The 24,258-nt window shown below is 66.7% G+C and carries 22 protein-coding genes; 7 read left to right on the top strand and 15 right to left on the bottom strand.

The annotated features are described in order from the left end of the window. Position 1 precedes the first annotated feature (1 nt). From KTJ78_RS06520 to KTJ78_RS06500, 5 genes are all read right to left on the bottom strand, one after another. The gene (locus KTJ78_RS06520) at positions 2-982 is read right to left on the bottom strand and encodes an LLM class flavin-dependent oxidoreductase (protein WP_217133775.1); all 981 of its coding nucleotides are present in this window, start codon (positions 980-982) and stop codon (positions 2-4) included. Between the two features lie 50 nt (positions 983-1,032). Further along, a complete protein-coding gene (locus KTJ78_RS06515) occupies positions 1,033-1,416 on the bottom strand; it encodes a cupredoxin domain-containing protein (RefSeq protein ID WP_369808011.1) in 384 nt (127 codons plus the stop codon). Next, the gene (locus KTJ78_RS06510; protein WP_217133773.1) at positions 1,413-2,870 is read right to left on the bottom strand and encodes an NAD(P)H-quinone dehydrogenase; all 1,458 of its coding nucleotides are present in this window, start codon (positions 2,868-2,870) and stop codon (positions 1,413-1,415) included. Before KTJ78_RS06510 ends, KTJ78_RS06515 begins: the two co-directional genes overlap by 4 nt. Positions 2,871-2,942: 72 nt before the next feature. Further along, positions 2,943-3,617 carry a response regulator gene (locus tag KTJ78_RS06505; protein WP_217134013.1) on the bottom strand — a complete coding sequence of 225 codons (675 nt, stop codon included), beginning with the start codon at positions 3,615-3,617 and terminating at the stop codon, positions 2,943-2,945. Further along, complete coding sequence (locus KTJ78_RS06500; protein WP_369808010.1) at positions 3,595-4,971, bottom strand: sensor histidine kinase; 1,377 nt, start codon at positions 4,969-4,971, stop codon at positions 3,595-3,597. Before KTJ78_RS06500 ends, KTJ78_RS06505 begins: the two co-directional genes overlap by 23 nt. 156 nt (positions 4,972-5,127) lie before the next feature. Between KTJ78_RS06500 and KTJ78_RS06495 the strand changes: the two genes are divergently transcribed. From KTJ78_RS06495 to KTJ78_RS06480, 4 genes are all read left to right on the top strand, one after another. Beyond that, positions 5,128-6,021: an ABC transporter ATP-binding protein gene (locus KTJ78_RS06495; RefSeq protein ID WP_217133771.1), complete on the top strand. Its 894-nt coding sequence runs from the start codon at positions 5,128-5,130 to the stop codon at positions 6,019-6,021. Further along, positions 6,018-7,115 carry an ABC transporter permease gene (locus tag KTJ78_RS06490; protein ID WP_369808009.1) on the top strand — a complete coding sequence of 366 codons (1,098 nt, stop codon included), beginning with the start codon at positions 6,018-6,020 and terminating at the stop codon, positions 7,113-7,115. The genes KTJ78_RS06495 and KTJ78_RS06490 overlap by 4 nt, the downstream gene beginning before the upstream one ends. Positions 7,116-7,228: 113 nt before the next feature. Then, on the top strand, positions 7,229-8,032 hold the full coding sequence (locus KTJ78_RS06485) for a purine-nucleoside phosphorylase (RefSeq protein ID WP_217133769.1): 804 nt from the start codon (positions 7,229-7,231) through the stop codon (positions 8,030-8,032). Positions 8,033-8,568: 536 nt separating this feature from the next. Next, complete coding sequence (locus KTJ78_RS06480) at positions 8,569-9,876, top strand: flavin monoamine oxidase family protein (RefSeq protein ID WP_217133767.1); 1,308 nt, start codon at positions 8,569-8,571, stop codon at positions 9,874-9,876. A gap of 79 nt (positions 9,877-9,955) precedes the next feature. Here KTJ78_RS06480 and KTJ78_RS06475 read toward each other — a convergent pair whose 3' ends face one another. From KTJ78_RS06475 to KTJ78_RS06465, 3 genes are read right to left on the bottom strand one after another with little or no spacing between them, the layout of a single operon-like run. Then, positions 9,956-11,131 (bottom strand): acetyl-CoA C-acyltransferase, encoded by a 1,176-nt coding sequence (locus KTJ78_RS06475; protein ID WP_217133765.1) that lies wholly within the window; start codon positions 11,129-11,131, stop codon positions 9,956-9,958. Beyond that, the gene (locus KTJ78_RS06470; RefSeq protein WP_217134006.1) at positions 11,128-11,778 is read right to left on the bottom strand and encodes a CoA transferase subunit B; all 651 of its coding nucleotides are present in this window, start codon (positions 11,776-11,778) and stop codon (positions 11,128-11,130) included. The genes KTJ78_RS06475 and KTJ78_RS06470 overlap by 4 nt, the downstream gene beginning before the upstream one ends. Beyond that, positions 11,775-12,497 carry a CoA transferase subunit A gene (locus KTJ78_RS06465; RefSeq protein WP_217133763.1) on the bottom strand — a complete coding sequence of 241 codons (723 nt, stop codon included), beginning with the start codon at positions 12,495-12,497 and terminating at the stop codon, positions 11,775-11,777. The genes KTJ78_RS06470 and KTJ78_RS06465 overlap by 4 nt, the downstream gene beginning before the upstream one ends. Positions 12,498-12,636: 139 nt before the next feature. Here KTJ78_RS06465 and KTJ78_RS06460 point away from each other — a divergent pair, with 139 nt between their 5' ends. From KTJ78_RS06460 to KTJ78_RS06450, 3 genes are read left to right on the top strand one after another with little or no spacing between them, the layout of a single operon-like run. Next, the gene (locus KTJ78_RS06460) at positions 12,637-13,446 is read left to right on the top strand and encodes an IclR family transcriptional regulator (protein ID WP_369808008.1); all 810 of its coding nucleotides are present in this window, start codon (positions 12,637-12,639) and stop codon (positions 13,444-13,446) included. Between the two features lie 9 nt (positions 13,447-13,455). After that, positions 13,456-15,180: a phospho-sugar mutase gene (locus KTJ78_RS06455; protein WP_217133761.1), complete on the top strand. Its 1,725-nt coding sequence runs from the start codon at positions 13,456-13,458 to the stop codon at positions 15,178-15,180. Next, complete coding sequence (locus KTJ78_RS06450) at positions 15,180-16,103, top strand: AEC family transporter (RefSeq protein ID WP_217133759.1); 924 nt, start codon at positions 15,180-15,182, stop codon at positions 16,101-16,103. Before KTJ78_RS06455 ends, KTJ78_RS06450 begins: the two co-directional genes overlap by 1 nt. 9 nt (positions 16,104-16,112) lie before the next feature. On the opposite strand, the gene KTJ78_RS06445 is transcribed toward KTJ78_RS06450, so the two are convergent. From KTJ78_RS06445 to KTJ78_RS06415, 7 genes are all read right to left on the bottom strand, one after another. Continuing rightward, the gene (locus KTJ78_RS06445) at positions 16,113-17,201 is read right to left on the bottom strand and encodes an adenosine deaminase (protein WP_217133752.1); all 1,089 of its coding nucleotides are present in this window, start codon (positions 17,199-17,201) and stop codon (positions 16,113-16,115) included. Positions 17,202-17,233: 32 nt separating this feature from the next. Continuing rightward, positions 17,234-17,608: a cupin domain-containing protein gene (locus KTJ78_RS06440; RefSeq protein WP_217133750.1), complete on the bottom strand. Its 375-nt coding sequence runs from the start codon at positions 17,606-17,608 to the stop codon at positions 17,234-17,236. Between the two features lie 22 nt (positions 17,609-17,630). Next, complete coding sequence (locus tag KTJ78_RS06435; RefSeq protein WP_217133747.1) at positions 17,631-18,950, bottom strand: thymidine phosphorylase; 1,320 nt, start codon at positions 18,948-18,950, stop codon at positions 17,631-17,633. Positions 18,951-19,115: 165 nt separating this feature from the next. Beyond that, a complete protein-coding gene (locus KTJ78_RS06430; RefSeq protein WP_254259446.1) occupies positions 19,116-19,913 on the bottom strand; it encodes a putative hydro-lyase in 798 nt (265 codons plus the stop codon). Between the two features lie 7 nt (positions 19,914-19,920). After that, positions 19,921-21,750 (bottom strand): acetyl/propionyl/methylcrotonyl-CoA carboxylase subunit alpha, encoded by a 1,830-nt coding sequence (locus tag KTJ78_RS06425; protein ID WP_217133745.1) that lies wholly within the window; start codon positions 21,748-21,750, stop codon positions 19,921-19,923. Beyond that, positions 21,747-23,462 (bottom strand): 5-oxoprolinase subunit B/C family protein, encoded by a 1,716-nt coding sequence (locus KTJ78_RS06420; RefSeq protein WP_217133743.1) that lies wholly within the window; start codon positions 23,460-23,462, stop codon positions 21,747-21,749. The genes KTJ78_RS06425 and KTJ78_RS06420 overlap by 4 nt, the downstream gene beginning before the upstream one ends. Beyond that, a complete protein-coding gene (locus KTJ78_RS06415; RefSeq protein WP_217134001.1) occupies positions 23,459-24,229 on the bottom strand; it encodes a LamB/YcsF family protein in 771 nt (256 codons plus the stop codon). Before KTJ78_RS06415 ends, KTJ78_RS06420 begins: the two co-directional genes overlap by 4 nt. Positions 24,230-24,258: the final 29 nt, after the last annotated feature.

Here is a 24,258-nt window from a genome sequence, read left to right as displayed (position 1 = left end):
GCTAGACGGCAAGCGTCGAAAGTCGAATCGATTCGAGTCGCTCTTCGTGCGTTGGGGCGGCGTGCACGAGCACGAGTTCATTGGCACCCACCTCGTCGGCGAAGGCCTGCATCTGCTGCTGCACCTCGCTCGCGTCACCAACCGCGGTGTGCTTGAGCATGCCGAGAATTTGCATGCCGGCCGGAGTATTCATGAGCATCTCGGCCTCTTCGCTCGTGAGCATCGTGTCGCGACCACGCGAGAGGAACTGCCTCACACGGCTCACCTTGACCCGTTCGTAGAGCTCGGCCGCGGCACCGCTTGTCTCGGCCGCCACGACATTCATGCCAATCGAGACATACGGCTCTGGGTGAGCCTCGCTTGCGACGTAGTTATCGCGGTAGTGACTCACAGCACTGCGCAGGGCGTCGGGCGCAAAGTGCGAAGCGAACGAGTAGGGCAACCCGAGCTGGGCCGCAAGGTTCGCGCCGAAGAGGCTCGATCCAAGAATCGTGAGGGGCACCTCGGTGCCGCGACCGGGGTAGGCGTTCACTGCCGATCGCGGCAGGTCGCTCGACAGGTAACGTGCGAGCTCAAGCACGTCGTGCGGGAAATTGTCAGAGGCGTTCATGGGGCGACGAAGGGCGCGAAAGGTCTCGCCGTCGGTTCCCGGTGCTCGCCCGAGGCCGAGGTCAATGCGCCCCGGGTGCAGCTCTGCGAGCATGCCAAACTGCTCGGCGATGACGAGTGGCGAGTGGTTGGGCAGCATGACGCCGCCCGCTCCAAGCCCAATCGTCTGGGTGTTTGCCGCGACGTGAGCGATAAGTACCGATGTCGCACTCGACGCGATGGTCGGCATGTTATGGTGCTCGGCGTACCAGACCCGACGATACCCCGCTCGTTCAGCAGCCTGCGCCACCTCGACGCAGTGACCGAGGGCGGTGCCCATCGGCTCGTCTACCTGTGCGGGGGCAAGATCAAGAAGCGAGACAACAGTATCCATGCTGAGTGCAACCCTGCTTGCCCCAGCTTTATTCCCGGGGCTTTGCGCCCTTATTCAACGACGACGAGGCCGCGCATCTCGGGGTGAACCGAGCAGATATACGAGTATTCACCGGGCTCATCAAAGATGTGCGTGTAAGTGCCCTCGTACTGGAGCTCTGAGACGAAGCTGCGATCGTTCGCGACGACGTCGTGGCGGTCTTTCGACGCCCACTCCCACCGCACGGCCTGCCCCTTCTTGATGGTGACCTTGTTCGGCGAGTAATCATTATCGACGATATACACCTCTGCCCCGATGTTCTCGGCGTTGTCGTCAGACGGCACAATCACGAGCTCCTGCTGGCAACCGGCGAGGGCAAAGGTCGCCCCTGCCGCGGCACCGATCGTGAGCATGCCTCGCAGCATGCCCCGGCGAGAGATCTCTGGCTTACTCACTCATTTCCTCCTGGTCGCACGTGCAGCGCACGCGACACATCAATGATTGAACTCGAGAGCGATGGGTACACCGCAAACGCATCTGAAAGCTGATCAACCGTGAGCCTGCGCAAGACCGCGAGCGAGACGGGCAGAATGAGCTCGCTCGCTTTGGGAGCCACGATGACGCCGCCGCGAATCACGCCAGAGCTTCGTGAGGCATAGAGCTTGACGAATCCCTCTTTAATGCCGATCATCTTGGCGCGAGGGTTAATGCTGAGCGGCAGCATGTGCATGACGGTGTTGTGCCCATCGGCGCCCGCCTCACGTACGTCGTCTTCGCCGAAGCCCACCGTTGAGATTTCGGGCTGGGTGAAAATATTCGAGGCCACGTTATCGAGGTCGATCGGGCGCACGAAGTCGCCGAGCGCGTGCATGATGGCCGTGCGGCCCTGCATCGAGGCAACCGAGGCGAGCGGGTAAAAGTCGGTGCAGTCGCCCGCAGCATAGATCGAAGGAACCGAGGTGCGAGCCACCTTGTTCACGCGAATGTGCCCGCTGTCTGAGAGCTGAACACCCGCTTCTTCAAGCCCAAGCCCGTGGGTGTTGGGAATCGAGCCGACTGCCATGAGGCAGTGAGAGCCCTCGACCTCGCGGCCGTCAGAGAGCGTCACGATAACCCCGTCTTCAGTGCGCTCAACCTTCTCGGCGCGCGACTTCGAGAGCACCGACATGCCGCTGCGTTTAAAGGCGTGCTCGATGACCGATGCCGCGTCGCTGTCTTCACCAGGAAGCACCTGGTCGCGGCTCGAAACGAGCGTGACCTCGGCGCCGAGATGACGGTACGCGCTCGCGAACTCAGCGCCAGTGACGCCAGAGCCCACAACGATGAGGTGCTCGGGAACCGAAGTGAGGTCGTACAGCTGCTTCCACGTCAAAATGCGCTCACCGTCGGGCTTCGCCGAGTCGAGCTCTCGCGGGCTCGCACCCACGGCAAGAATCACGGTGTCAGCCTCGATGCGGTCGAAGTCAGTGCCCTCTTCGCCCTCAGCCGTCGCAACCATGATGGCGTTCGGGCCATCGAGGCGACCGAACCCCTGCACGATGCGCACGCCCGCATCTTCGAGTGAGTGCACCATGTCGGTCGACTGCGCGCCGGCCATCGCGATGAGTCGCTTGTTGATCGCGGCGAGGTTCACCGCGAACTCCGGCCGCACGGGCTTGCCGTTTTCGCCTGGCGCAAACGCTTGAACCCCCACCATCGCGCTCTCGCGAATGGTGTTGACCGCCTCGGCGGTCGCGATGAGGCTCTTCGAGGGCACGACATCGGTGAGCACCGCGGCTCCACCCACACCGGCGCGCTCGATGAGCGTCACCTCAGCCCCGAGCTGCGCTGCGGTCAGTGCGGCTTCGTAGCCGCCGGGACCCCCGCCGAGCACTGCGATTCGATGCTTGCGTTCAAAGACTGTAGCCATGACTCACAGTCTACGCGTTTTGCGAAAGCCCGGCGCCGCCACAGGGCGCACGAATGTTTCAAGCCTTGCGGCCTAGCCAAGACCGTGCGTATGCGCCCACACAACGGCGTGAATGCGGTCACGAACGCCGAGCTTGCGCAGCACATTCGAGACGTGTGTTTTGACCGTCGACTCCCCCAAGAAGAGGGCCTGGGCGATCTCGGCATTTGACTGTCCCTGGGCAACAAGTACCAGCACGTCGGCCTCGCGTTCGGTGAGCCCCGCAGAGGTCAACGCCTCGACCGGATCGGCAGAACGCTGCTGCATCTCATCGGGCAACTGCAGGTCGGCGCTTTGCAGCTTGTCGATCACGGCGCGAGTCACGTCGGGGCCGAGCAGCGCCTGGCCCGCGGCAACCGTGCGCACGGCGTCAATGAACTGTTCGGCACGGGCGGTCTTCAGGAGGAACCCGCTCACCCCGGCGGCGAGCGCCGAAAACAGGTACTCCTCGTGCCCGAAGGTCGTGAGAATGAGCACGCGAGGCGAGGTCTCGCCGCTCACGATTGCTTTGGCGGCATCGATGCCGTTCATGACCGGCATCTCAACGTCCATGCACACGACGTCAGGCTTGAGCTCTGCCGCGAGCTGAACCGCCTCGGCACCATTCACAGCCTCGCCCACGATCTCAAAGTCATCCTCGGTCTCGAGAATCGTTCGAAACCCCGAGCGCACTAACTCCTGGTCATCAACCAACAAGAGACGAATCATCGTCACGCACCCCGCTCACCCTGTGTTGCTCTTCTCGTTCGGCCACTTCAGCTTCGGCCGCCGCCGTGCCCGACGGCTGGCTCTCTGCTTGCCCGAGCGCGACGCTCGCGCGCACGAGAAAGCCCCCGCGCTCACGGCGAAGCGATTCGAGTGTACCGCCGACCGCTCCCATGCGTTCCCGCATGCCGCGAAGCCCCAGACCTCCAAGCCCACCGGCGCCGCCCTTGGCTCCGGGTGCCGAGAGCTTTTGCACGACCCCGTCGTCGCTCACCTCGATGTGCACCTCGCGCTCGGTGAAGCGTAGCCGCACCTGCGCCTGCGCTCCGGTGCCTGCGTGCTTGCGAACGTTCGTGAGCGCCTCCTGCGCCACTCGATAGAGCGCGATGTCGATGAGCATGGGCAGGGGCCGCGGCTCGCCAGCGATAATGAGCACCGTGGGAACCCCTGCGAGGTTCGAGTGCTCGACGAGCTCAGGCAGTTGAGCAACGCCGACCGTCTGCGCCTCGTGCTCGCGGCCTGGCTCGCGCAATGTGTGCACGATCTGCCTCAGCTCGGTGATCGAGGCCTCGGCGCTCTGCTCGACGATTTCGAGCGCTGCCTGAGCCTTAACCGGATCGCGCTCGAGCGTGCGTCGCGCGGCCGCCGCGTGCAGCCCCATGACCGAGACGTGGTGCGCAATCACGTCGTGCAGCTCGCGCGCAATCGCGATGCGGTCGAGGGCAACGGCCTGCACCGCGCTCGTCTCGCGCTCTCGCTCAAGCTCCCGCCCCTGCGCCTCCAGCTGCGCGAGGGTGCGCGCACCGCGCCACGACTTCTCGCCGAAGTACCACGCAGCCCCAAAAAAGAGCAGGTTCGTGATGATGTTGATCGTGATGTAGGTCGCGTACTCAGAGAAGAGCGAGGCCCGCGAAAGCCCCGGCAAATAGTCCATGTCGTCACCGGCAATGAGCAGCGTGACGACGAGCCACGTGATCATCGCGACGACGACGCCGACGCGTGACCAGAGGGCAAGCACCCGGCTCGACGACCACGCACCCACCGTATACACGGCGAGAAACATCGCGATATTGATCACGAGCACCTCGGGAACCCCGAACTGCCCGCACACATAAAACGCGGTGGCAACGACCACCATGACGCTCACCGGGTACCGCCTTCGCAACGCGAGTGGCAGGGTTGCGAAACCGATGCCGGCGGCCCAGATCCACGCTTCCGGCGGATCCCCGAGAAAGCCGATGCGCGCGTACAACTGCGACGTCGCGGTCGCGGCGAGCGCGAGCACGAGGGCGAGCAGTGCGTCGCCCTTGATGGCGTTCGAGGCAGGGCGCGGCCGCACCCAGGTTTCTGTGTTCACGCTTCTACGGTAGCCGGAGCGGGCGAGAACGAATAGGGGTGGCACACCGAATATCCCCCTCGAGGGGGAGGCGTTTCAGCCGCTCAGGGGAGGGCAAACACCCCACCTGGCCCGTAGCGTGTATTGCATGATGAACCAGATTCGAAGGGAGCGCTCATGATTGAGATTCGCTCGGTCAACCGCAGCTTTGGCGACCGCCAGGTACTCAACGATGTCTCATTTAGCGTGCAGGGCGGCCGCATGACCGGCTTCGTCGGTTCAAACGGCGCCGGCAAGACGACGACCATGCGCATCATTCTCGGTGTGCTCGAGGCTGACTCTGGCGAGGTGCTCGTGGGCGGCAGCCCCATCACGCCGAGCGAGCGGGCACGGTTCGGCTACATGCCCGAGGAGCGCGGACTGTACCCCAAAGAGAAGGTGCTGAACCAGCTCGTCTACCTCGCACGGCTGCACGGCGTCGACACCAACCAGGCGAAGCGCAATGCCGAAAGCCTACTCGAGCGCCTCGGCCTCGAAGAGCGCGGCGGTGACATCATCGAGAGCCTGTCGCTCGGCAACCAGCAGCGCGTGCAGATCGCCGCAGCCCTGGTACACGAGCCCGAGGTACTCGTGCTCGACGAGCCGTTCTCTGGCCTCGACCCCTACGCGATCGAGGTCGTGCTCGGGGTGCTGCGCGACTACGCTGCCAAGGGCGTTCCCGTACTCTTCTCCTCGCACCAGCTCGATGTCGTCGAGCGCCTATGCGACGACGTCGTCGTGATTGGCGGCGGCACCGTGCTCGCCCAGGGCTCACGCGAAGAGCTGCGCACGCGGCACGCACAGCCAACCTACGAAATCGAGCTCGAGGGCGAGGCGGCCGATGCCGGCTGGGTCGGCGACCTCGAAGCCGTCACCCTCGAACACCTCGACGGCGGCTACGCCCGCTTCACCGAGACGACCCCTGGCACCGCCCAGAGCGTACTGCGCGAGGCCCTCACACGCGGCGACGTGCGCCAGTTTGCCCCGGTCGTGCCAACACTCGCCGAAATCTTCAGGGAGGTAACCCAGTGACTCAGAACCCCATGCAACAGACCTGGCTCGTCGCCGAGCGAGAGATTCGCACGCGGCTCTCAAGCAAGGCCTTCGTCTCATCGATCGTCATCATGCTCGTGCTCATTCTCGCGAGCGTCGTCATCTCGGGCCTCGTCTCGAAGAACTCCGGCGACGACGTGACACGGGTCGCGATTCCAGAAACCGCCGTCTCGTCACTCGCACAGCTCGACCAGCCGTTCATTGAGATCACCGAGACCGCGGGAACCGACGAGGCGAAGGCCCTCGTCGAGTCGGGCGACGTCGAGGCGGCCGTGTACCTCGACCCGAGCGTCGCGAGCGGCATGCACGTGATCGCCGACGAGGAGCCTCCCGGCCTCATCATGCAGCTGCTGAGCATCCAGCCAGAGGTCACCCTTCTCAACGGTGACGGCGGCGGCTTCGACTTCATCGCGTACTTCCTCGCGATCGGCTTCGGCCTCGTCTTCTTCATCACCGCGATGACCTTCGGCAACACCATCGTGCAGAGCGTCATCGAAGAGAAGCAGACCCGCATCATCGAGATTCTGCTCGCAACCGTGAAGCCCCGAGTATTGCTCGCCGGCAAGGTCATCGGCAACAGCCTGCTCGCCCTCGCGACCGTCGCCATCGCCGTGGCCCTCGTCTCGGTCGGCATGCTCGCGACCGGCCAAGACCTGCTGCTCGGCGCCCTCGGCTCATCACTCATCTGGTTCGGCGTGCTCTTCATCTTCGGATTCCTGCTCACCGCCACGATGTATGCCGCGGCAGCTTCGCTCGTGTCACGCCTCGAAGATGCCGCATCGGTCACGACGCCCGTAATGATGCTCATCATGATTCCGTACATGCTCATCATCTTCTTCTTCGACAACCCGACCGTGCTCACCATCATGAGCTACGTGCCATTCTCGGCCCCCGTCGGCATGCCCATGCGCCTCTACTACGGCGACGCCATGTGGTGGGAGCCCATCGCATCACTCGGCATCATTCTCGCCACGACGGCCATCGCCGTCTGGCTGAGCGCGAAGATCTACGAGGGATCGATTCTGCGCACCGGCCAGCGCGTCAAGCTCGGCGAAGCGCTCAAGAAAGCCTAGCTTCTCACTCACGGGGGCGGATCGGGGCGCGTGGCGACACGCTTGCCCCGATCCGCCCCCGTCTTTTTCTCGCCCGCCGCCCTTCGCTCACGCGGGTGTGGCACACTATTTTTATGACGAACAACGACCCCAAAGCCCTCGCCCAGCAGGCCGCAGCACGCATCGCCGAACTCAGCGGAGTCGCCAAGCACGACATCGCCCTCACCCTCGGCTCAGGCTGGGGCAAAGCAGCCGAACTCATCGGCGAAACCGTCGCCGTTATGGACGCCGCAGAGGTTCCCGGATTCCGCTCCTCTGGCGTGGTCGGCCACTCGGGCACGCTCACCTCTATTCGCCTCGCAAACGGCAAGCACGCGCTCATCATCGGCGCCCGCACCCACCTCTACGAGGGCCACGGCGTGCGCTCGGTCGTGCACGGGGTGCGCGCAGCAGCCGCCGCGGGGGCCGAGATCATGGTGCTCACAAACGGCGCTGGCGGGCTCAAGCTCGAGCACACCCCCGGCCGCCCCATCATCATCAACGACCACCTCAACATGACGGCCCTCTCGCCCATCGAGGGCGCCAACTTCGTCGACCTCACGAACCTCTACGACGCCGAACTGCGCGACGTTGCCCGCTCGGTCGACCCCACGCTCGCCGAGGGCGTCTACGTGCAGATGCCCGGACCCCACTACGAAACCCCCGCCGAGGTGCGCTACCTCGCCCAGGCCGGCGGCGACGCGGTCGGTATGTCAACGACCCTCGAGGCGATCGCCGCCCGCGAGGCCGGCATGCGCGTGCTCGGCTTCTCGCTCATCACCAACCCGGGCGCGGGCCTCGCAGCCGACCCCCTCAGCCACGCCGAGGTCATCGAGGTCGGCAAGGCCTCGGAGGGCGCGCTCGGCGAGCTGCTGGCTGGGGTCGTCGCGAAGCTGTAGAGGCTGGGGCGGGGCGCCGCTGGCGCGATCGGCTCGGGTCTTGGGGCTGGCGCTGGCGCTGGCGTGATCCGCTCGGGCCTCGGGCTGGCGCGATCCGCTCGGTGGCTGGCGCTGGCGCGATCCGCTTGAGTCTCGGGGGCTGGCGCGATCCGTGCGGGCGCTGCTGCGGGCTGCACGGGGGTACTGCTGGCGCGATCCGCCTTGGCCGACTGTTTCTGCGATCTACTTGACGAAAAGCAGGGTGTTTTCGCGTTTACACCCTGCTTTCTGTCAAGTGGATTGGGCGTGCGCGGGTTCGGGTCGCGCTTGGCCCCACTGATGTCTCCTCTTTCGGCATCTACTTGACGCAAAGCAGGGTGTTTGGGCCGAAACACCCTGCTTTGCGTCAAGTGAACGAGTTTGGCGTCGGCGCGAGCGGCGAGCACCGCGGCGGCGGCAGACCCGAGCAAGCAGCGGCAGCAGCCGCACCCCCGCACCGTAGCGGCCGCGCCCCAAACGTGACACCCTAGAACGAAACCCACCACGAAGGAGTGCGCATGCCAGTCGAACAGGTCGACGTCGTCGTTATTGGGGCCGGGTTCGCCGGGCTCATCGCCGCGAGGGAACTTGGCGGCGCCGGGCACACGGTGCTCACGCTCGAGGCACGCGACCGGGTCGGCGGGCGCACCTGGACCGACCACCGGCTGGGGCACGACCTCGAGCTCGGCGGCACCTGGGTGCACTGGGTGCAGCCGCACACGTGGGCCGAGATGACTCGGTATGGCCGCGAGATCGTGCGCAGCCCGGCGGCCGAAGAGGCCAGGTGGCTGGGCGAAGGCGGCGAGCCGCGGGTGGCGACGCTCGACGAGTTCATGGAGCTCATCAGCCCGGGGCAGCAGCTCATCGTCGACGATGTGGAGCGGGTGATGCCCCGCGGGGTTGACCCGACGGGCGGCAGCATTGCCGAGCTCGACCACCTCACGATTCAAGACCGCATCGACGAGCTGGGGCTCCCGGCCGAGGCGAAGAGCGCGAACGAGTCGGTGTGGGTGGGGCACGTGAACGCTCCGCTCGACGAGACGGGGCTCTCGAGCGCGCTGCGCTGGGTGTCGGCGACGGGCGGCCACTGGCAGCTCATGCACGAGGCCTCGGCGACCTACCGCGTGGTGGGCGGCATGAGCGACTGGACGGCGCGCATCGCCGAGAGCGTTCCCGGCGAAATACGCCTTGGCGCCACCGTCACGCGGGTCGTGCAGCGGGGCGGCGAGGGCACGCACCCCGTCATCGTGACGACGGCCGAGGGGCACGAGGTGCACGCCCGCGCCGTGGTTTCGACGCTGCCCGTGAACGCGGTGACCGGCATCGAGTTCAGCCCTGAGCTTCCCGAGGCGTGGCAGCGGCAAAACCGCGAAACGGTGGCCTCGCAGGGCACCAAGGTGTGGATCGAGGTGCGCGGATCCCTGCCCCGATTCTTCGGCTACGCCACCCCGCAGCACCCGATCTCGGTGCTCAAGAGCGAGTTCATCGGCGATGACCGCTCGGTGCTCGTGGGCTTCGGCCCCGATCACACCGCGCTCGACGTGAGCGATCTTTCGGCGGTGCAGCGAGCGGTCGACGCGATCAGTCCGGGGCTTGAGGTGCTCGCGGCGACGGCCCACGACTGGATGGCCGATCCGCTCTCGCGCACGACGTGGATGACTCACCGCCCAGGCCAGCTGACCCGTGACCTCGCCGAGCTACAGCAGCCGCACGGCGACGTGTTTTTTGCCACGACCGACAACGCGAATTTGTGGGGTGGCTTCATTGACGGCGCGATCGAGAGCGGGCTGCGCGAGGCACGCCGGGTCGCGGATCGGCTGCGATAACCGCCTACAGCTCACAGCGGCCGCTCGCGCCGACCCCGTAAGGCCTGCGCGAGCGAGTCGCCGCTAGAGCAAGTCGCCGCTAGAGTGAGCGCAGCACGAGCGCCGTGCCCTGGCCACCGCCGCCGCAAATGCCGATGGCGCCGAGCTTGCCCGGGCCGAGGTCTGCGAGCTGGCGTGCGAGCGAGCCGACGATGCGCGCACCCGAGGCACCGATCGGGTGGCCAAGGGCGATGGCGCCGCCGCGGGGGTTCACGATCTCTGGGGCGATGCCGAGGTCGCGCGTCGACTGGAGCACGACCTGCGCGAAGGCCTCGTTGATCTCAACGACGGCGAGGTCGCTCGCTGAGGCGCCGCCCGCGACGCGGCCGAGCGCCGCCTCGATGGCGCGCGAGGGCTGCGAGTGCAGGTGGGTGTCGGGGCCCGCCACGAGGGCGTGCGCTTCGATCACGGCGATCGGCTTGAGGCCGAGGCGTGCCGAGGCGGCCTCGCTCACGACGATCACGGCGGCGGCGCCGTCGGTGATTTGCGAGGCATTGCCCGCGGTCACTGAGCCGCCGGCGGTAAATGCTGGGCGCAGTGCCGCGAGGGTCTCGGCGGTGGTGCCGGGGCGAATCCCGTCGTCGGCCGAAACGATGGTGTCGCCGCGGCGCGAGCTGATCGTGACGGGAGCGATCTCGCCCGCCGTGAGCTCGGCCGATGCCTCAGCAAGCTGATGCGAGCGGGCCGAAAGGGCGTCCTGTTCTTCACGGGTGAGGCCGAGCGTCGCGTTGCCCTCTTCGGTGAGCTGCCCCATCGAGATGCGGCCGAACGCGTCGCTCAGTCCGTCGTGCTCGACGGTGTCGATGAGTGTCGCGTTGCCGTAGCGGTGCCCGGCGCGCATGCCGACCACGTGGGGCGCGAGTGACATTGACTCCTGGCCCACGGCGACGACCACGTCGGCCTCACCGGCGTTCACGAGGCGCGCAGCCTGCGTCACGGCCTCGGCCCCCGAAAGGCACACGGCGTTGATCGTCATGGCGGGCACGTCGAACGAGATGCCGGCGCCGACCGCGGTCTGGCGGGCTGGGTTCTGCCCCGCGCCCGCCTGTAGCACTTGCCCGGCGATGACCGCGTCGACATCGGCCGCCGCGACGCCGGCGTTCTCAAGCGCGGCGCGAACGGCGTGGGCCCCGAGCTCGGTCGCCTTGAGCGAGGCGAGCTGGCCATTAAAACGGGTGAAGGGGGTGCGGGCGTAGCCTGCGATCAGTGCGGTCATCGTATGTTCTCCTCGAGTGCCACCTGAAATGATGCGCCGGTGAGCTCGCGCAGGCTGTCTACGGTCTGGTCTGGGGCCATGCGTTTGAGCACGAGGCCCCCCTCTTCAACATCGAACACCGCTCTGTCGGTGATGATGCGGTTCACGACGCCCGCACCGGTGAGCGGCAGCGAGCATTGCGTCACGACCTTTGGCGACCCGTCTTTGGCGACGTGGTCGGTGAGTACGATGACCCGAGGGGTGCCGGCGACGAGATCCATCGCCCCGCCCATGCCCTTCACGAGCTTGCCGGGAATCGTCCAGTTGGCCAGGTCGCCGTTGCCCGCAACCTCCATCGCGCCGAGAATCGCGGTTTGCACGTGGCCACCGCGAATCATGCCGAACGAGGTTGCTGAGTCAAAAATTGAGGCGCCGGGAACGAGCGTCACCGTTTGCTTGCCGGCGTTAATGAGGTCGGCGTCTTCGTCGCCCTCGAACGGAAAAGGCCCCATGCCGAGCATCCCGTTCTCGCTCTGCAGCATGACTGAAACGCCGTCGGGCAGGTGATTGGCCACGAGCGTCGGAATGCCGATGCCGAGGTTCACGTACTGCCCGTCTTCAAGCTCTGCGGCCGCGATCGCGGCCATCTCGTCACGGCTCCACACTATGCACGCTCCGTCTGCGCCGCTGCCCGTGGCCGGGTGGTGCGCTGCTCAATGTCTTTCGTCTGGTCTTCGGCGACGACGAAGCGCTGCACAAAGACGCCGGGGGTATTGATTGATTGCGGATCGAGGTAGTCGGTGGCCAGGTTCTCGACTTCGGCGACCGTAACTCGACCCGACATGGCGACGAGGGGGTTGAAGTTTTGCGCAGTGAACCGGTACCTGAGGTTGCCCTCGGTGTCACCCGTGTGAGCTCGAACGAGAGCGAGATCGGCGACGATGCCGCGCTCAAGAATGACGCGCTTGCCGTCAAACTCCGCCTCGGGTTTGCCCTCGGCAACCGGGGTGCCGACGCCCGTTGGGGTGTAAAAGGCGGGAATGCCGGCTCCCCCAGCTCTGAGTCGCTCGGCGAGGGTTCCCTGCGGCACGAACTCGACGTCGAGCGTGCCATCGAGGTACTGCTTGGCAAACAGCTGGTTTTCGCCCACGTATGAGGCGAGCACCCGTGAGACCTGCTGATTCTCGAGCAGCAGGCCGAGGCCTTTACCGTCAACACCCATGTTGTTCGAGACGACCGTGAGGTCTTTTGCCCCGGTATCGCGCAGCGCCCGAATGAGGTTCGAGGGAATACCGCTCAGGCCAAAACCGCCAACCGCGACGATCATGCCGTCGTGCACGAGCCCTTCAAGCGCGCTGCGAGCCTCGTCGTACTGCTTTGTCGCCATAGACCCGCCCTTTCGTTCACATTGTGGTCACACGCCACACGTAGCTTCAGGCTAGATATTCAGCCGAAATATCTCAAGTAGATGCGCCGGTGGCGACAAAAGCGATCATTTTATGGCTTCATTGTGTATCTTTGTCCACATGATGAACAGGTCGCAACAGGTGCCGGGATCGCCCATCGCGGGGGCCCAGGTGGTGGGTCGCGTCGCAGAGGTATTGCGCTTCGTGAGCCAGAGCATGCCAGAGGGCTGCAGCACCTCGCAGGTTGCCAAGCGCACCGACATCGCGCGAACGACCGTGCACCGCCTACTTACCTCGCTCACGCACGAGGGCTTCATCGACCGCGACCAGCAGACAGGCCGCTGGTTTCTCGGGCCAGAGATCTACCTCATGGGCAACGTTGCCGCCGAGCGCTACGACGTCTCTGACATCGCGAGGCACCACCTCACTGCGCTCTCTGAAGCGACGGGCGAGAGTGCGTTCCTCTCGATGCGACGCGGGAACGAGACCGTGTGCATGTTGCGCTCTGACGGCAGCTTTCCGATCCGCTCATTCGTGCTCTTCGAGGGCAAACGATTTCCGCTCGGCGTCGCTTCTGCCGGCCTCGCGATTCTCTCGTTCATGCCCGAAGAGACCGTCGACCGCTACCTCGCGACCACCGACCTCGCGGGCCAGTACGGGCCGGAGCACAGCCAAGCGGCGATTCGGGAGCGCATCGCCGAGACGAGGCTCAACGGCTACGCTGTCAACCCCGCGCTCATCGTCGAGGGCAGCTGGGGCATGGGCGCCGCGGTGTTCGGCCCCTCGGGTCAGCCGTCGTGGGCGCTCAGCCTCACGGGCATCGAGAGCCGCTTCTCGCCCGATCGCAGGCCCGAGCTCGGCAACCTGCTGCTTGAGCACGCACACCGCCTCTCTCAACACTTCTCAGAGCGCCACCTCGCAAACCGGTAGAATTCAGCCATGACGTTTTCGAACTCTGAACTCGCCCGCGCGATGAGCATTGCAGAGCGCTGGGCGGCGCAAGACCCCGACCGGGCAACGAAGGCGGAGGTCGAGGCGACCATCAACCTCATTCCCACGGGCGTTGAAGAGGCCGCGCAATCGATTGTCGACCAGTTCGGCACGCGCCTCACCTTCGGCACCGCCGGGCTGCGCGGTGAGATTGGGCCGGGGCCCGCACGCATGAACCGTCAGGTCATCATTCAGACAAGCGCCGGCTTCGCCAAGTTTCTCGCCGAGCGTGCGGCGCGCGGCGAGACTGCCGAGACCCCGACCGTCGTCGTCGGCTTCGACGCGCGCACCCTCTCTGATGTCTTCGCGCGCGACGCCGCCGAGGTGTTTGCGGGCGCCGGCTTCCGCACGATTCTGCTGCCCGGCCCTCTGCCCACTCCCGTGACGGCTTTTGCCGTGCGCCATCTGGGAGCCTCGGCCGGTGTCATGATCACCGCGAGCCACAACCCACCGCGCGACAACGGCTACAAGGTGTACCTCGGCGATGCCGATGGCGGATCACAGCTCACCTCACCCGATGATGCGGCGATCGCAGCCCTCATTGACGAGGTCGCCGCGAAGCCCCTCAGCGACGTCGTGCGCCTGCCGCAGTACGAGCGCGCGGGCCAGGAGATCATCGACGCCTACGTGAGCGCCGCGGCCGAGGGCCTTACAGCCCGCGACCGCCTGCCAAGCGACGATTCCTTCACCATCGTCTACACCGCCATGCACGGCGTCGGCTCGGCGACCGCTAGGGCCCTGTTCAGCGCGCTCGGCTACCCCGAGGTGAAGGTCGTTGACGCGCAAGACCAGCCCGACGGCGCGTTCCCGACCGTCTCGTTCCCGAACCCCGAAGAGCCAGGAGCCCTCGACCTCGCCTACGAGCGGGCACGGGAGGTGCAGGCCGACCTCATCATCGCGCACGACCCCGACGCCGACCGCCTCGCGATCGCGTTGCCCTTCGAAGGGTCTGAGACCGGCTACCGCCGCCTCACCGGCAACCAGCTGGGCCTCGTGCTCGGCTGGCAGGCGGCCCAGCGCTTCGCGGCCGCTGGCGGCACCAAGGGTTCACTCGCCTGCACGATCGTCTCGTCACCGGCCCTCATGAAGGTCGCCGAGCGCTACGGCCTCGACTACGCCGAGACGCTCTCTGGCTTCAAGTGGGTGAGCCGCGTTCCCCATCTCGTGTTCGGGTTTGAAGAGGCGCTCGGCTACCTCACCCGCCCCGGCATGGTGCGCGATAAAGACGGCATCACCGCGAGCGCCGACCTCATCGAGCTCGCCCTCGACCTTCACGCCAAGGGCGAGACCGTGTGGAACGAGCTGGAGCGCGCAACCGCCGAGTTCGGCTGCTTCGCCTCAACGCAGGTGACGGTGCGGCTCGAGAGTGCGCAAGCGGTCGGCGCTCTCGCGGCACAGATTCGCAATGATCCGCCTCAGGCCTTCGGCGAAGCCGCGGTCGAGCGCCTCACCGATCTGCTCGAGCCGGGCATGGCCGAGATGCCCGCCGACGTGCTGCGATTCGACCTCGCGGGCGGCTCACGCGTCATGATTCGCCCGAGCGGCACCGAGCCGAAGCTCAAGCTCTACCTCGACACCTTTAGCGACGAGGGCGACACCGCCTCACGCACCGCCTCTGCCGAAGCGGCACTGCGGGCGCTCGAGCAGGCCGTCATCACCACCCTCGGCCTGTAATGCAGGGCGTCGCAACCGGCTTCGCGATCATCCTCGTGGTGATCGCGGCCGGGTTCATCGCGGCGAAAACCGGGGTCGTGAGCGGCGAAAACCGGCTCGTACTCAACCGCGTCGCCTTCTACGTGGCCTCGCCCGCGCTGCTCTTCAGCATCGTTTCACACTCTGATCTCGCGATCATGGTGTCGCCGGTCATTCTCGTCTCGGCGATCACCGCGATCACCATGGCCGTACTCTTCGTCGTCGGGTCACGCCTCTTCTCCCGCGCCGACGTGGCGACGACGACGCTTGGCGCGGCCTCAAGCGGCTACAGCAACGTCAACAACATTGGCCTGCCCGTCGGCATGTACGTCATCGGTGAGATCTCGTACGTTCCGCCGCTCATCATCATGCAGGTCGTCTTCTTTGCCCCCGTGATTCTCGCGGTGCTCGAGGCAACCCGCGGATCGAACCGTGGCGCCTGGGTCGCCCTCAGCCGCGCCCTCACGAACCCGATCATCATTGGTACGGGCGCGGGCGTCATCGTCTCGCTCGCCGGATGGACCGTGCCAGAGGTCATCATGGCACCCGTCGACATGATTGGCGGCGCCGCGATTCCGCTCGTGCTGCTCTCGTTCGGCGCCTCATTTCACGGCCAGAAGATGCTCGAACGGGGCACGGGACTGCGCATCGTCGCGCTCGCGACCCTGCTCAAAACCCTCGTTGCCCCGCTACTCGCCTGGGTGCTCGCTGGCCCCGTGCTCGGCCTCGACGCCCACTCGGTGTTCGCCGCGACCGTCATCTCGGCCTTACCCACCGCGCAAAACATGTATAACTACGCCGCGACCTACGGCAAGTCTGAACTCATCGTGCGCAACATCGTGTTCATCACGACCTTCGCCTCGCTGCCCGTGATCTTCGCGATCGCGTTTATGCTGCAAGCGTGACCAGCGCCGCTAGTTCGACTCCTCGAACGCGTCGAAGCCCTCGGCGAGTTGCTCGACAAGTTCGAGGCGCTCCTCGCGCGTGATGAACGCTGCCATCGCGGCGTTCTTCTGAAACTCGTATAGGTCGTCGATCGTGTAGTCGAAGGCGTCGACGAGCAGGGCGAGCTCGGCACTGAGCGTCGTGTCGCTCATGAGCCGGTTGTCGGTGTTCACCGTGACCTTCATGCCGAGCTGATAAAACACGTCGAAGGGATGGTCTTCGATCTCGTCACCCCACGGTGACGAACTCGTCTGCAGGTTTGAGGTCGGGCAGCACTCGATCGCGATGCCCCGGTCGAGCACCCACTGTGCGGTGCTACCGAGAATGACCGTGAGCGTGCCCTCGTGCTCTGCCTCAACCTCGATGTCGTTCGCGAGGCGGGTGCCGTGCCCGAGGCGCAGAGCGCGATGAAACACCGCATCCTTCACCGAGTCGAGCTCGCCCTCTTCACCGGCGTGAATCGTGACCGGGAAGTGGTTTCGCGCGAGCAGAGCGAGTGCCTCGGCGTGGCGCTCGGGGCTGAACCCAGCCTCGGGGCCGGCGAGATCAAAGCCCACGACGCCCGCGTCACGATACTGCAGCGCGAGCTCGGCGACCTCGAGGCTGCGATCTTCGTGCCGCATGGCGCAGAGAATCTGCCCAACCCTGAGGTTCTCGCCCGCCTGGCGCAGCTCGGCCATCGCGTCATCAAAGCCCGTTTGCACCGACTCGACCGCGGCTCGCAGCGTCAGCCCACCCCGCGTGTGCTGCTCTGGAGCCCACCGTACCTCGGCGTAAATCACGCCGTCGCTCGCGAGGTCGAGCGCAAACTCGTAGGCAACCCGCCGCAGATCTTCGGGTGTCTGCATGACGCTCACCGTGAGCTCGAAGGTTTTCAGGTATTCGCTGAGATCGCCACCCGTGCAACTCTCAAGAAACCAGTCGGCGAGCGCGTCGGGATCGCCCGCGGGCAGGGCAATGCCCTCCCTCGTCGCAATGTCAATGATGGTCTCGGGCCTCAGGCCGCCATCGAGATGATCGTGAAGGGAAACTTTCGGGAGGTCTTCAATGAAAGCCATACCCTCACTGTAGCCCTCGCGAGCGCGCGGTGCTAGGCGACAGGCGAGAGATACAGCTTGCGCAGACTCTCGTGCACGATCCACACGGTTTTCATGCCCGCGACGAGCCGACCAAGTGTTCCGGGAGCCAGCTCCAGCGTGCGTGCTTCGCCGCTATCGCCAGCCTCGATCATGACCGTGGCGCGTCCAGTGAGCACAACAAAACACTCGTCTTCTTCGACATCAACGGCAGTGCCCTCGGTCATGTGCCACACCCCAATGTCGAGGCCAGGCCCCGCATCAATTTCGCACAGGCCCGTCGCTGGAGCACCCTCACGAACCTCGTTGCCCGGCAGCACCTCAAACCGCAGAGGCAGTTCAGTCAGGTTTACCGCGGCACCCGCCTCAAGTCGGTACTCATTTAGCATCAGCGATCCCTCCACGCTCGAACTAGCGCCCGTTTGCGGTCACACGTTCAAGCACGATGGGGCCAGCCTCGTGCGCCGCGTCGCCGATCTCGCACGCCTCGGCCAGCGAGTCGATGCCGCGCTGCATGCGCGAAGCGTTATCGCAGGCGAGCGTAAAGAGCACGTCTCCCGCCGCCACGAGGTCGCCCGGCTTCGCGTGCACCGTGACCCCCGCCGCGTGATCGACCGGGTCGCCCGGCCGCGCACGCCCGGCGCCCAGCCGCCATGCCGCGACCCCCACGGCTCGAGCGTCGACGCGCTGCACGGTTCCGCCGCGCGTGGCACGCACGACCTCACGTTCGTTCGCCTCGGGCAACGGAGCCTGCGGATCGCCACCCTGCGAGCGGATCATCCGGTTCCACACGTCCATCGCGCTCCCGTCGGCGAGCGCCTGTCTCGGGTCAATATCGAGCTTGCCGGCCATCGCGAGCATCTCGCGGGCGAGGGCGACCGTGAGCTCGACGACATCGCTCGGGCCGCCGCCAGCGAGCACCTCGAGCGACTCGCGCACCTCGTTGGCATTGCCCACCTCGCGACCAAGCGGCTGATCCATGTCGGTGATGAGCGCGACCGTCTCGAGGCCCGAGTCAGCACCCAGGTTGACCATCGTTTGCGCGAGCTCGCGCGCCTCGTCAAGTTCGGGCAGGAACGCGCCCGAGCCGACCTTCACGTCGAGCACGAGGCCACCCGCCCCCTCGGCGATCTTCTTCGACATGATCGACGAAGCGATGAGCGGAACCGCCGCGACCGTACCCGTCACGTCGCGCAGCGCATACATGCGCTTATCGGCCGGAGCGAGGCTCGTGCCGGCCGCGCAAATCACGCCGCCGATCTCGTCGAGCGCCGCGTAAATCTCGGGGTTCGTCATGTCGGCCCGCCACCCGGCGATGCTCTCGAGCTTGTCGAGCGTGCCGCCCGTGTGCCCGAGCCCCCGGCCAGAGAGCTGCGGAACCGCGACCCCAAACGAGGCGACGAGCGGAACGAGGGGCAGCGTAATCTTGTCGCCCACGCCGCCGGTCGAGTGCTTATCGATCGCGGGTTTGCCGAGCACCCCAAAATCCATGGTCTCGCCCGACGCGATCATCGCCGCGGTCAGCTGCCTGATCTCGTCACGGTTCATGCCCTGAATGACGATCGCCATCATGAGCGCGCTCATCTGCTCGGGCGCCACCACCCCGCGCGTGAAGGCGTCGACCAGCCAGTCGATCTCGCCCTCGTCGAGCGCCTTCGCGTGACGCTTCGCGGTGATGAGGTCAACGACGTCGTAGGGCTCGGCCCGGTGCTTCGGTGCGCTTGCTTGCATGCCTCCATGGTACGGGAGCGGGGGTATGGCCGGTAGGGGTGGTGGGGCCCGGCCTGTGCTTGTGCTGCGCCCTGGGGCCTGCGCCCCGTGCCTGCACCCCCTGCCTGCGCCCCCTGCCCGCGCGAAACACCGGGAACATGAGCCCCGGGCAGCAGCAGGCCCGGGTCAGACCATGTAGGCAAGGTCGGGCACGTCGGTCACGAACATGTAGCCCGGGGCGTGGGTCAGCGCGAAGGGAGGCTTCGACGCCATGATCGCGGCCTGCGGAGTCACGCCGCACGCCCAGAACACGGGCACCTCGCCGTCACGAATCTCAGGGGCGTCGCCAAACTCGGGCGCCATGATGTCGGCGATGCCGAGCCCTGCAGGGTCGCCCACGTGCACGGGCGCACCGTGCACCGCGGGGTAGCGGCCCGAAACCTGCACCGCGTCGGCCACCCGGTCGGCAGCGATGGGGCGCATCGAGACGACCATCTCACCGTGCAGGCGGCTGGCAGGGTTGCATGCCCGGTTCGTGCGGTACATGGGAACGTTGCGCCCAATATCGGCGTGCCTCACGGGGATCCCGGCGTCGACGAGCCCGGCCTCGAAGGTGAAGCTGCAGCCAATAAGAAACGACACGAGGTCGGGGTGCTCGCGCCATGCCTCAGAGGCGTCGGTAACCTCTTCGGCGAGCTCGCCGTCGCGCCACACGCGGTAGCGGGGAATGTCGACCCGCAGGTCTGAGCCGGGCGCGAGCTTCGACTCGGTGGCCCCGGCATCAAGCACCTCGAGCACGGGGCACGGCTTGGGGTTGCGCTGCGAGTACAGCAGCACGTCGTACGCCCAGTCGGCCGGAACCGAGATGAGGTTCGCCTGCACGAGCCCGTGAGCGACGCCACTCGTGGGTCGCACCTCGCCCGCCCGGTACGCGGCACGCGCTGCCCTCGCCTCATTCAATTGCTGTTCGCTCGCCTGCATCATCGCAGCCCTACCCTTCGTGCTCTTCGATCACGCCGATCGCGGCTTTGGCCGCAACCTGCTCACCCGCGGCTGCTCCGTGGCTGAGAACACCGGCGCGGGGTGCGGCAACCGGCACCTCCATTTTCATTGCCTCGAGGATCGCGACCGTCTCACCCTCGCTCACCGTCTCACCGTCGGCGACCGACCATGAGCTCAGCGTTCCAGCGAAGGGAGCGACGACCGCGCCAGCGGCTGCGGAGGCACCGGCTCCCGCACCCGCACCCGCACCCGCGGCGCTAACACCGTGCACGTCGAGGCCGCCAGAAGCAGCACCGTCGAAACCACCGAGGGCGCCGCCGCCAGCCGCCCCAGCCACACGGCCCAGCCCCGCGAGCAGCGCGCTCGGGAGCCCGACCTCACGCATCCACCCGTTGATCTCGACGGGAAAGCGAGTCATGCCTCCGGGAGCGGGCTCGGGAACGGCATCGGCGGGAGTGAACGTTTGGACGCACTCGTCTTCGATCCACCGGGTGTGAACGGCGAAACCGGCCTCGCCGGTCGCCGTGAATGCCGGTTCGGTCACGACATAGCGGCTGAAGGGCACGACCGTCGCGACGCCCGTGATGACGAGTTCGCCGAGAGCGCGGCGTGAGCGGGCCAGGGCCTCGTCGCGGTCCTTGCCCCACACGACGAGCTTCGCGATGAGCGAGTCGAAGGTTCCGGGAATCGTTTGCCCCTCGGTGAAGCCGGTGTCGAAGCGCACTCCGGGGCCACCGGGAACCGTCATCGTCTCGATCGTGCCGGGGGTCGGCAGGTAACCAAGCCCCGGATCTTCGGCGTTGATGCGAAACTCGATCGCGTGGCCGAAGGTCGTGATCGTTTCTGGAACGTCCATCGGCAGTCCCTGTGCGACACGAAACTGCTGCTGCACAAGGTCGACGCCCGTGATCATCTCGGTCACGGGGTGCTCGACCTGCAGTCGCGTGTTCACCTCGAGAAAGGTGAGCGTACCGTCGTTGCCGAGCAGAAACTCGACGGTTCCGGCGCCCACATAGTTCGCGGCACCACAAATATCGGCTGCGGCGGTCTCAATGCGGGCACGCAGCTCGTCGGTCAGGAACGGAGCGGGCGCCTCTTCGACGAGCTTCTGGTTGCGACGCTGCAGCGAGCAGTCGCGGGTTCCGAGCACCGCGATGCGCCCCGTGCGGTCGCCGAGCACCTGGGCCTCGATGTGGCGCGGCGCCTCGAGAAAGCGCTCGACGAGGCAGTCTCCCTGCCCGAAAGCGGTCTCGGCCTCGCGCACGGCCGAAGCGTATGCCTCGGCGATCTCGTCGCGCGAACGCACAACCCGCATACCTCGGCCTCCGCCGCCGTGCACCGCCTTGATCGCGACGGGCAACCCGTGCGCATCGGCGAAGGCGACGATCTCGTCGGCTCCCTTGACGGGCTCATTCGTGCCGGGAACGAGCGGGGCCCCGACCTCGGCCGCAAGAGCCCTGGCACGCGCCTTATCACCGAGCAGTTCGATCGAGGGTGCGTCGGGGCCGATCCACGTCAATCCGGCCTCGTGCACCGCGGTCGCAAAGGCCGCGCTCTCGGCAAGAAACCCGTAGCCGGGGTGCACGGCTCCCGCGCCGGAGCGCTTCGCAATCTCGATGATCTTCGCGGCATCAAGATAGGTCTCGGCAGGGGTGCTGCCGCCCAGCGCGTAGGCCTCGTCAGCGAGACGCACGTGCAGGCTCTCGGCGTCGATGTCGGCGTACACGGCGACCGAGTGCAACCCGGCTTCCTTTGCCGCGCGGATGATGCGCACGGCAATCTCGCCACGGTTGGCGATGAGAACTTTGGTGAATGTCATTGTGACGACTCCTTCGTGGAGGGGGTTGGGGTGGGCCGCCCGGGGCCCGAAATCTTGGCGGGGTCGACGAGGGCAAATCGCACCCTCACGCCCGGCGGCAGCTGCGCGACGCTATCGAGGTCGGCAGCGCGCACGACGCCAATCACGGGGTACCCGCCCGTGAGTGGCCGGTCGGCGTGAAAGAGCACGGGCTGCCCGTCTGGCGGCACCTGGATCGCGCCGGTGACGAGCCCCTCGCTCGGGAGTTCAAGCCCCTCGTGCTGGGGGCTGCGCTCGAGCGCCTCGCCCTCAAGCCGCACGCCGACGCGGTCGCTGCGCGGGGTCACGAGCCACTCCTGCGTCGTGAGCCGTTCAAGCGAATCGCGTGAGAACCAGTCATCGCGCGGGCCGAGCACGATGCCGAGCGTGACGAGGTCACCAGAAGCAGCCAGTCGCGGATCATCGCCGAGCGATTCCCGCACCGCCTGAAGCCCGCGGCCCACGCCAACGCTCACGAGGTCGCCCGCGGCGAGCGCCTCGGGACCGAGGCCCGCGAGTGTGTCACGTGAAACGCTGCCGAGCACCTCGGGAGCGACGACGCCTCCGCGCAGGGCGAGGGTTGTGACGACTCCTCGTTCGGCGGCGGCGAGGTCGAGCGTTTCGCCCTCGGTGAGCCTGAAGGGTGCGCCGAATGGCAGTTCGCGGGTTCCGAGTGGCCCCCGGGCCGTAGCCTTACGGGGCGCTCCCGTGAGCGCGGCGACGAGCGTGGTCTCGGCGCGGGCCGAGAAGTCGCCGAAGCGAAGCTCGAGGGCGGCGGCACCCGCGGGGTTGCCCACGAGGCGGTTCGCGCGGGCGAGCGCACCGCGATCGGCGGCGCCCGAGGCGCTCACGCCGAGGTGCCCCTGCCCCGGCCTGCCCTCGTCTTGCACGAGCGACTGCAGCCCCGGGTTCAGCACCGTGAGTGCTGGGTGGTTCGTCGCAAGCAGCTGTGGGTCGGCTTGCTGAGCGGCGGCGGCCTGAGTCGCTGCCTCGGTCGGCGTAGTGGTCGAGTTCGGCGCTGCCGCTGAAGCCGTCGCCGAGGCTGTGTTTAACTGCTCGCGCACCGCGCGGAAGCGCACCTCGGCCCCTGGCACGAGCGCCGCGGGCTGCTCCCGGCTGAGATCCCACATGGGGTGCTCGGTATGCCCGATGAGCTGCCAGCCGCCGGGGCTCTGCCGCGGGTACACGCCTGAGAACTCTCCCGCGAGGCCAACAGACCCGGCAGGAATACGCGGCCTGGGCGTCGAGCGCCTCGGCACCGTGAGGCGCTGATCGCCGCCCGAGAGGTAGGCGAAGCCCGGCGCGAAGCCCGTGAAGGCGACCGTGAAGCGCGAGGCGGTGTGCAGTTCGACCACGTCATCGATGCTGAGCCCCGTCAGTTCTGCGACCGCGGCGAGGTCTTGCCCCGTGTACACGACGTCGATGGTCGTGACCTCGGGGCTCATCTGCTGGGCGCTCCCCGCCGACCGCTCGGCGAGCAGGCCCGCGACGTACTCGCGAAACGCCCCCGGGTCGGTCTGCTCGGAGGCACCGCGCACGAGTACCGTGCGGGCCGCCGGAATGAGCTCTGTCACGCTGAGCTGCCCCAGGCGCACGGCATCGCTCAGCGCACCAAGCACCGCGAGCGCCCCGTCGAGGCTGCCCGCATCAACGAGCAGGGCGTCATCGCCCGCCCGGCGCACATCGAGGGTCACCGTTCGGCCCCCGCAAACGAGCGCAGCACTACCCCGGCCTCGTCGAGCGCACCACGCACCGCGCGGGCCATCTCGAGGGCTCCGGGGCTGTCGCCGTGCACGCAGATCGAGTCGGCCTGCAGCGTCACCGTACTGCCGTCGCGCGCCTCAATGACACCCTCGGTCACGAGCCGCACCATGCGCGCCGCAACCTCGGCTGCGTCGTGCAGCACGGCACCCTCCTCGCGCCGCGAAACGAGCCGACCGTCGGGCTCATAGCCGCGGTCGGCGAAGGCCTCGGTCACGACCGTGAGCCCAGCCGCCCGCGCCTGATCGACAATGGGCGTTCCCGCGAGGCACATGAGTGCGATCTCGGGATTGAACGCGCGCATCGCCTCGATCACCGCTGCGGCCTGCCGCTCGTCGTGAGCGATGGTGTTGTACAGCGCGCCGTGGGGTTTCACGTAGGCAACCGATGATCCGCACGATCTCGCGAGACCTTCGAGCGCACCGATCTGGTACATGACATCGGCCTCGAGCTCGGGGCTCGTCACGTTCATGGGGCGCCGACCGAAGCCGACGAGGTCTGGGTAGGCGACGTGCGCGCCGATGACGACCCCGCGCTCGGCGGCAGCCGACACCGTCTCGCGAATCGACAGCGGATCGCCCGCGTGAAACCCGCACGCGATATTCGCGCTCGTCACGATATCGAGCATCGCCGCATCGTCACCCATGCGCCACGCGCCGAAGTGCTCGCCGAGGTCGCTATTCATATCAATACGCATCAGTTGCTCCTGTAACGTCATTGTTCACTGCT

This window comes from Leucobacter chinensis (genome assembly GCF_019049105.1).
GTDB classification, from domain to species: domain Bacteria; phylum Actinomycetota; class Actinomycetes; order Actinomycetales; family Microbacteriaceae; genus Leucobacter_A; species Leucobacter_A chinensis.
Note: the sequence above shows the minus strand (reverse complement) of the source record. Positions and strands in the feature narration are given on the sequence as shown.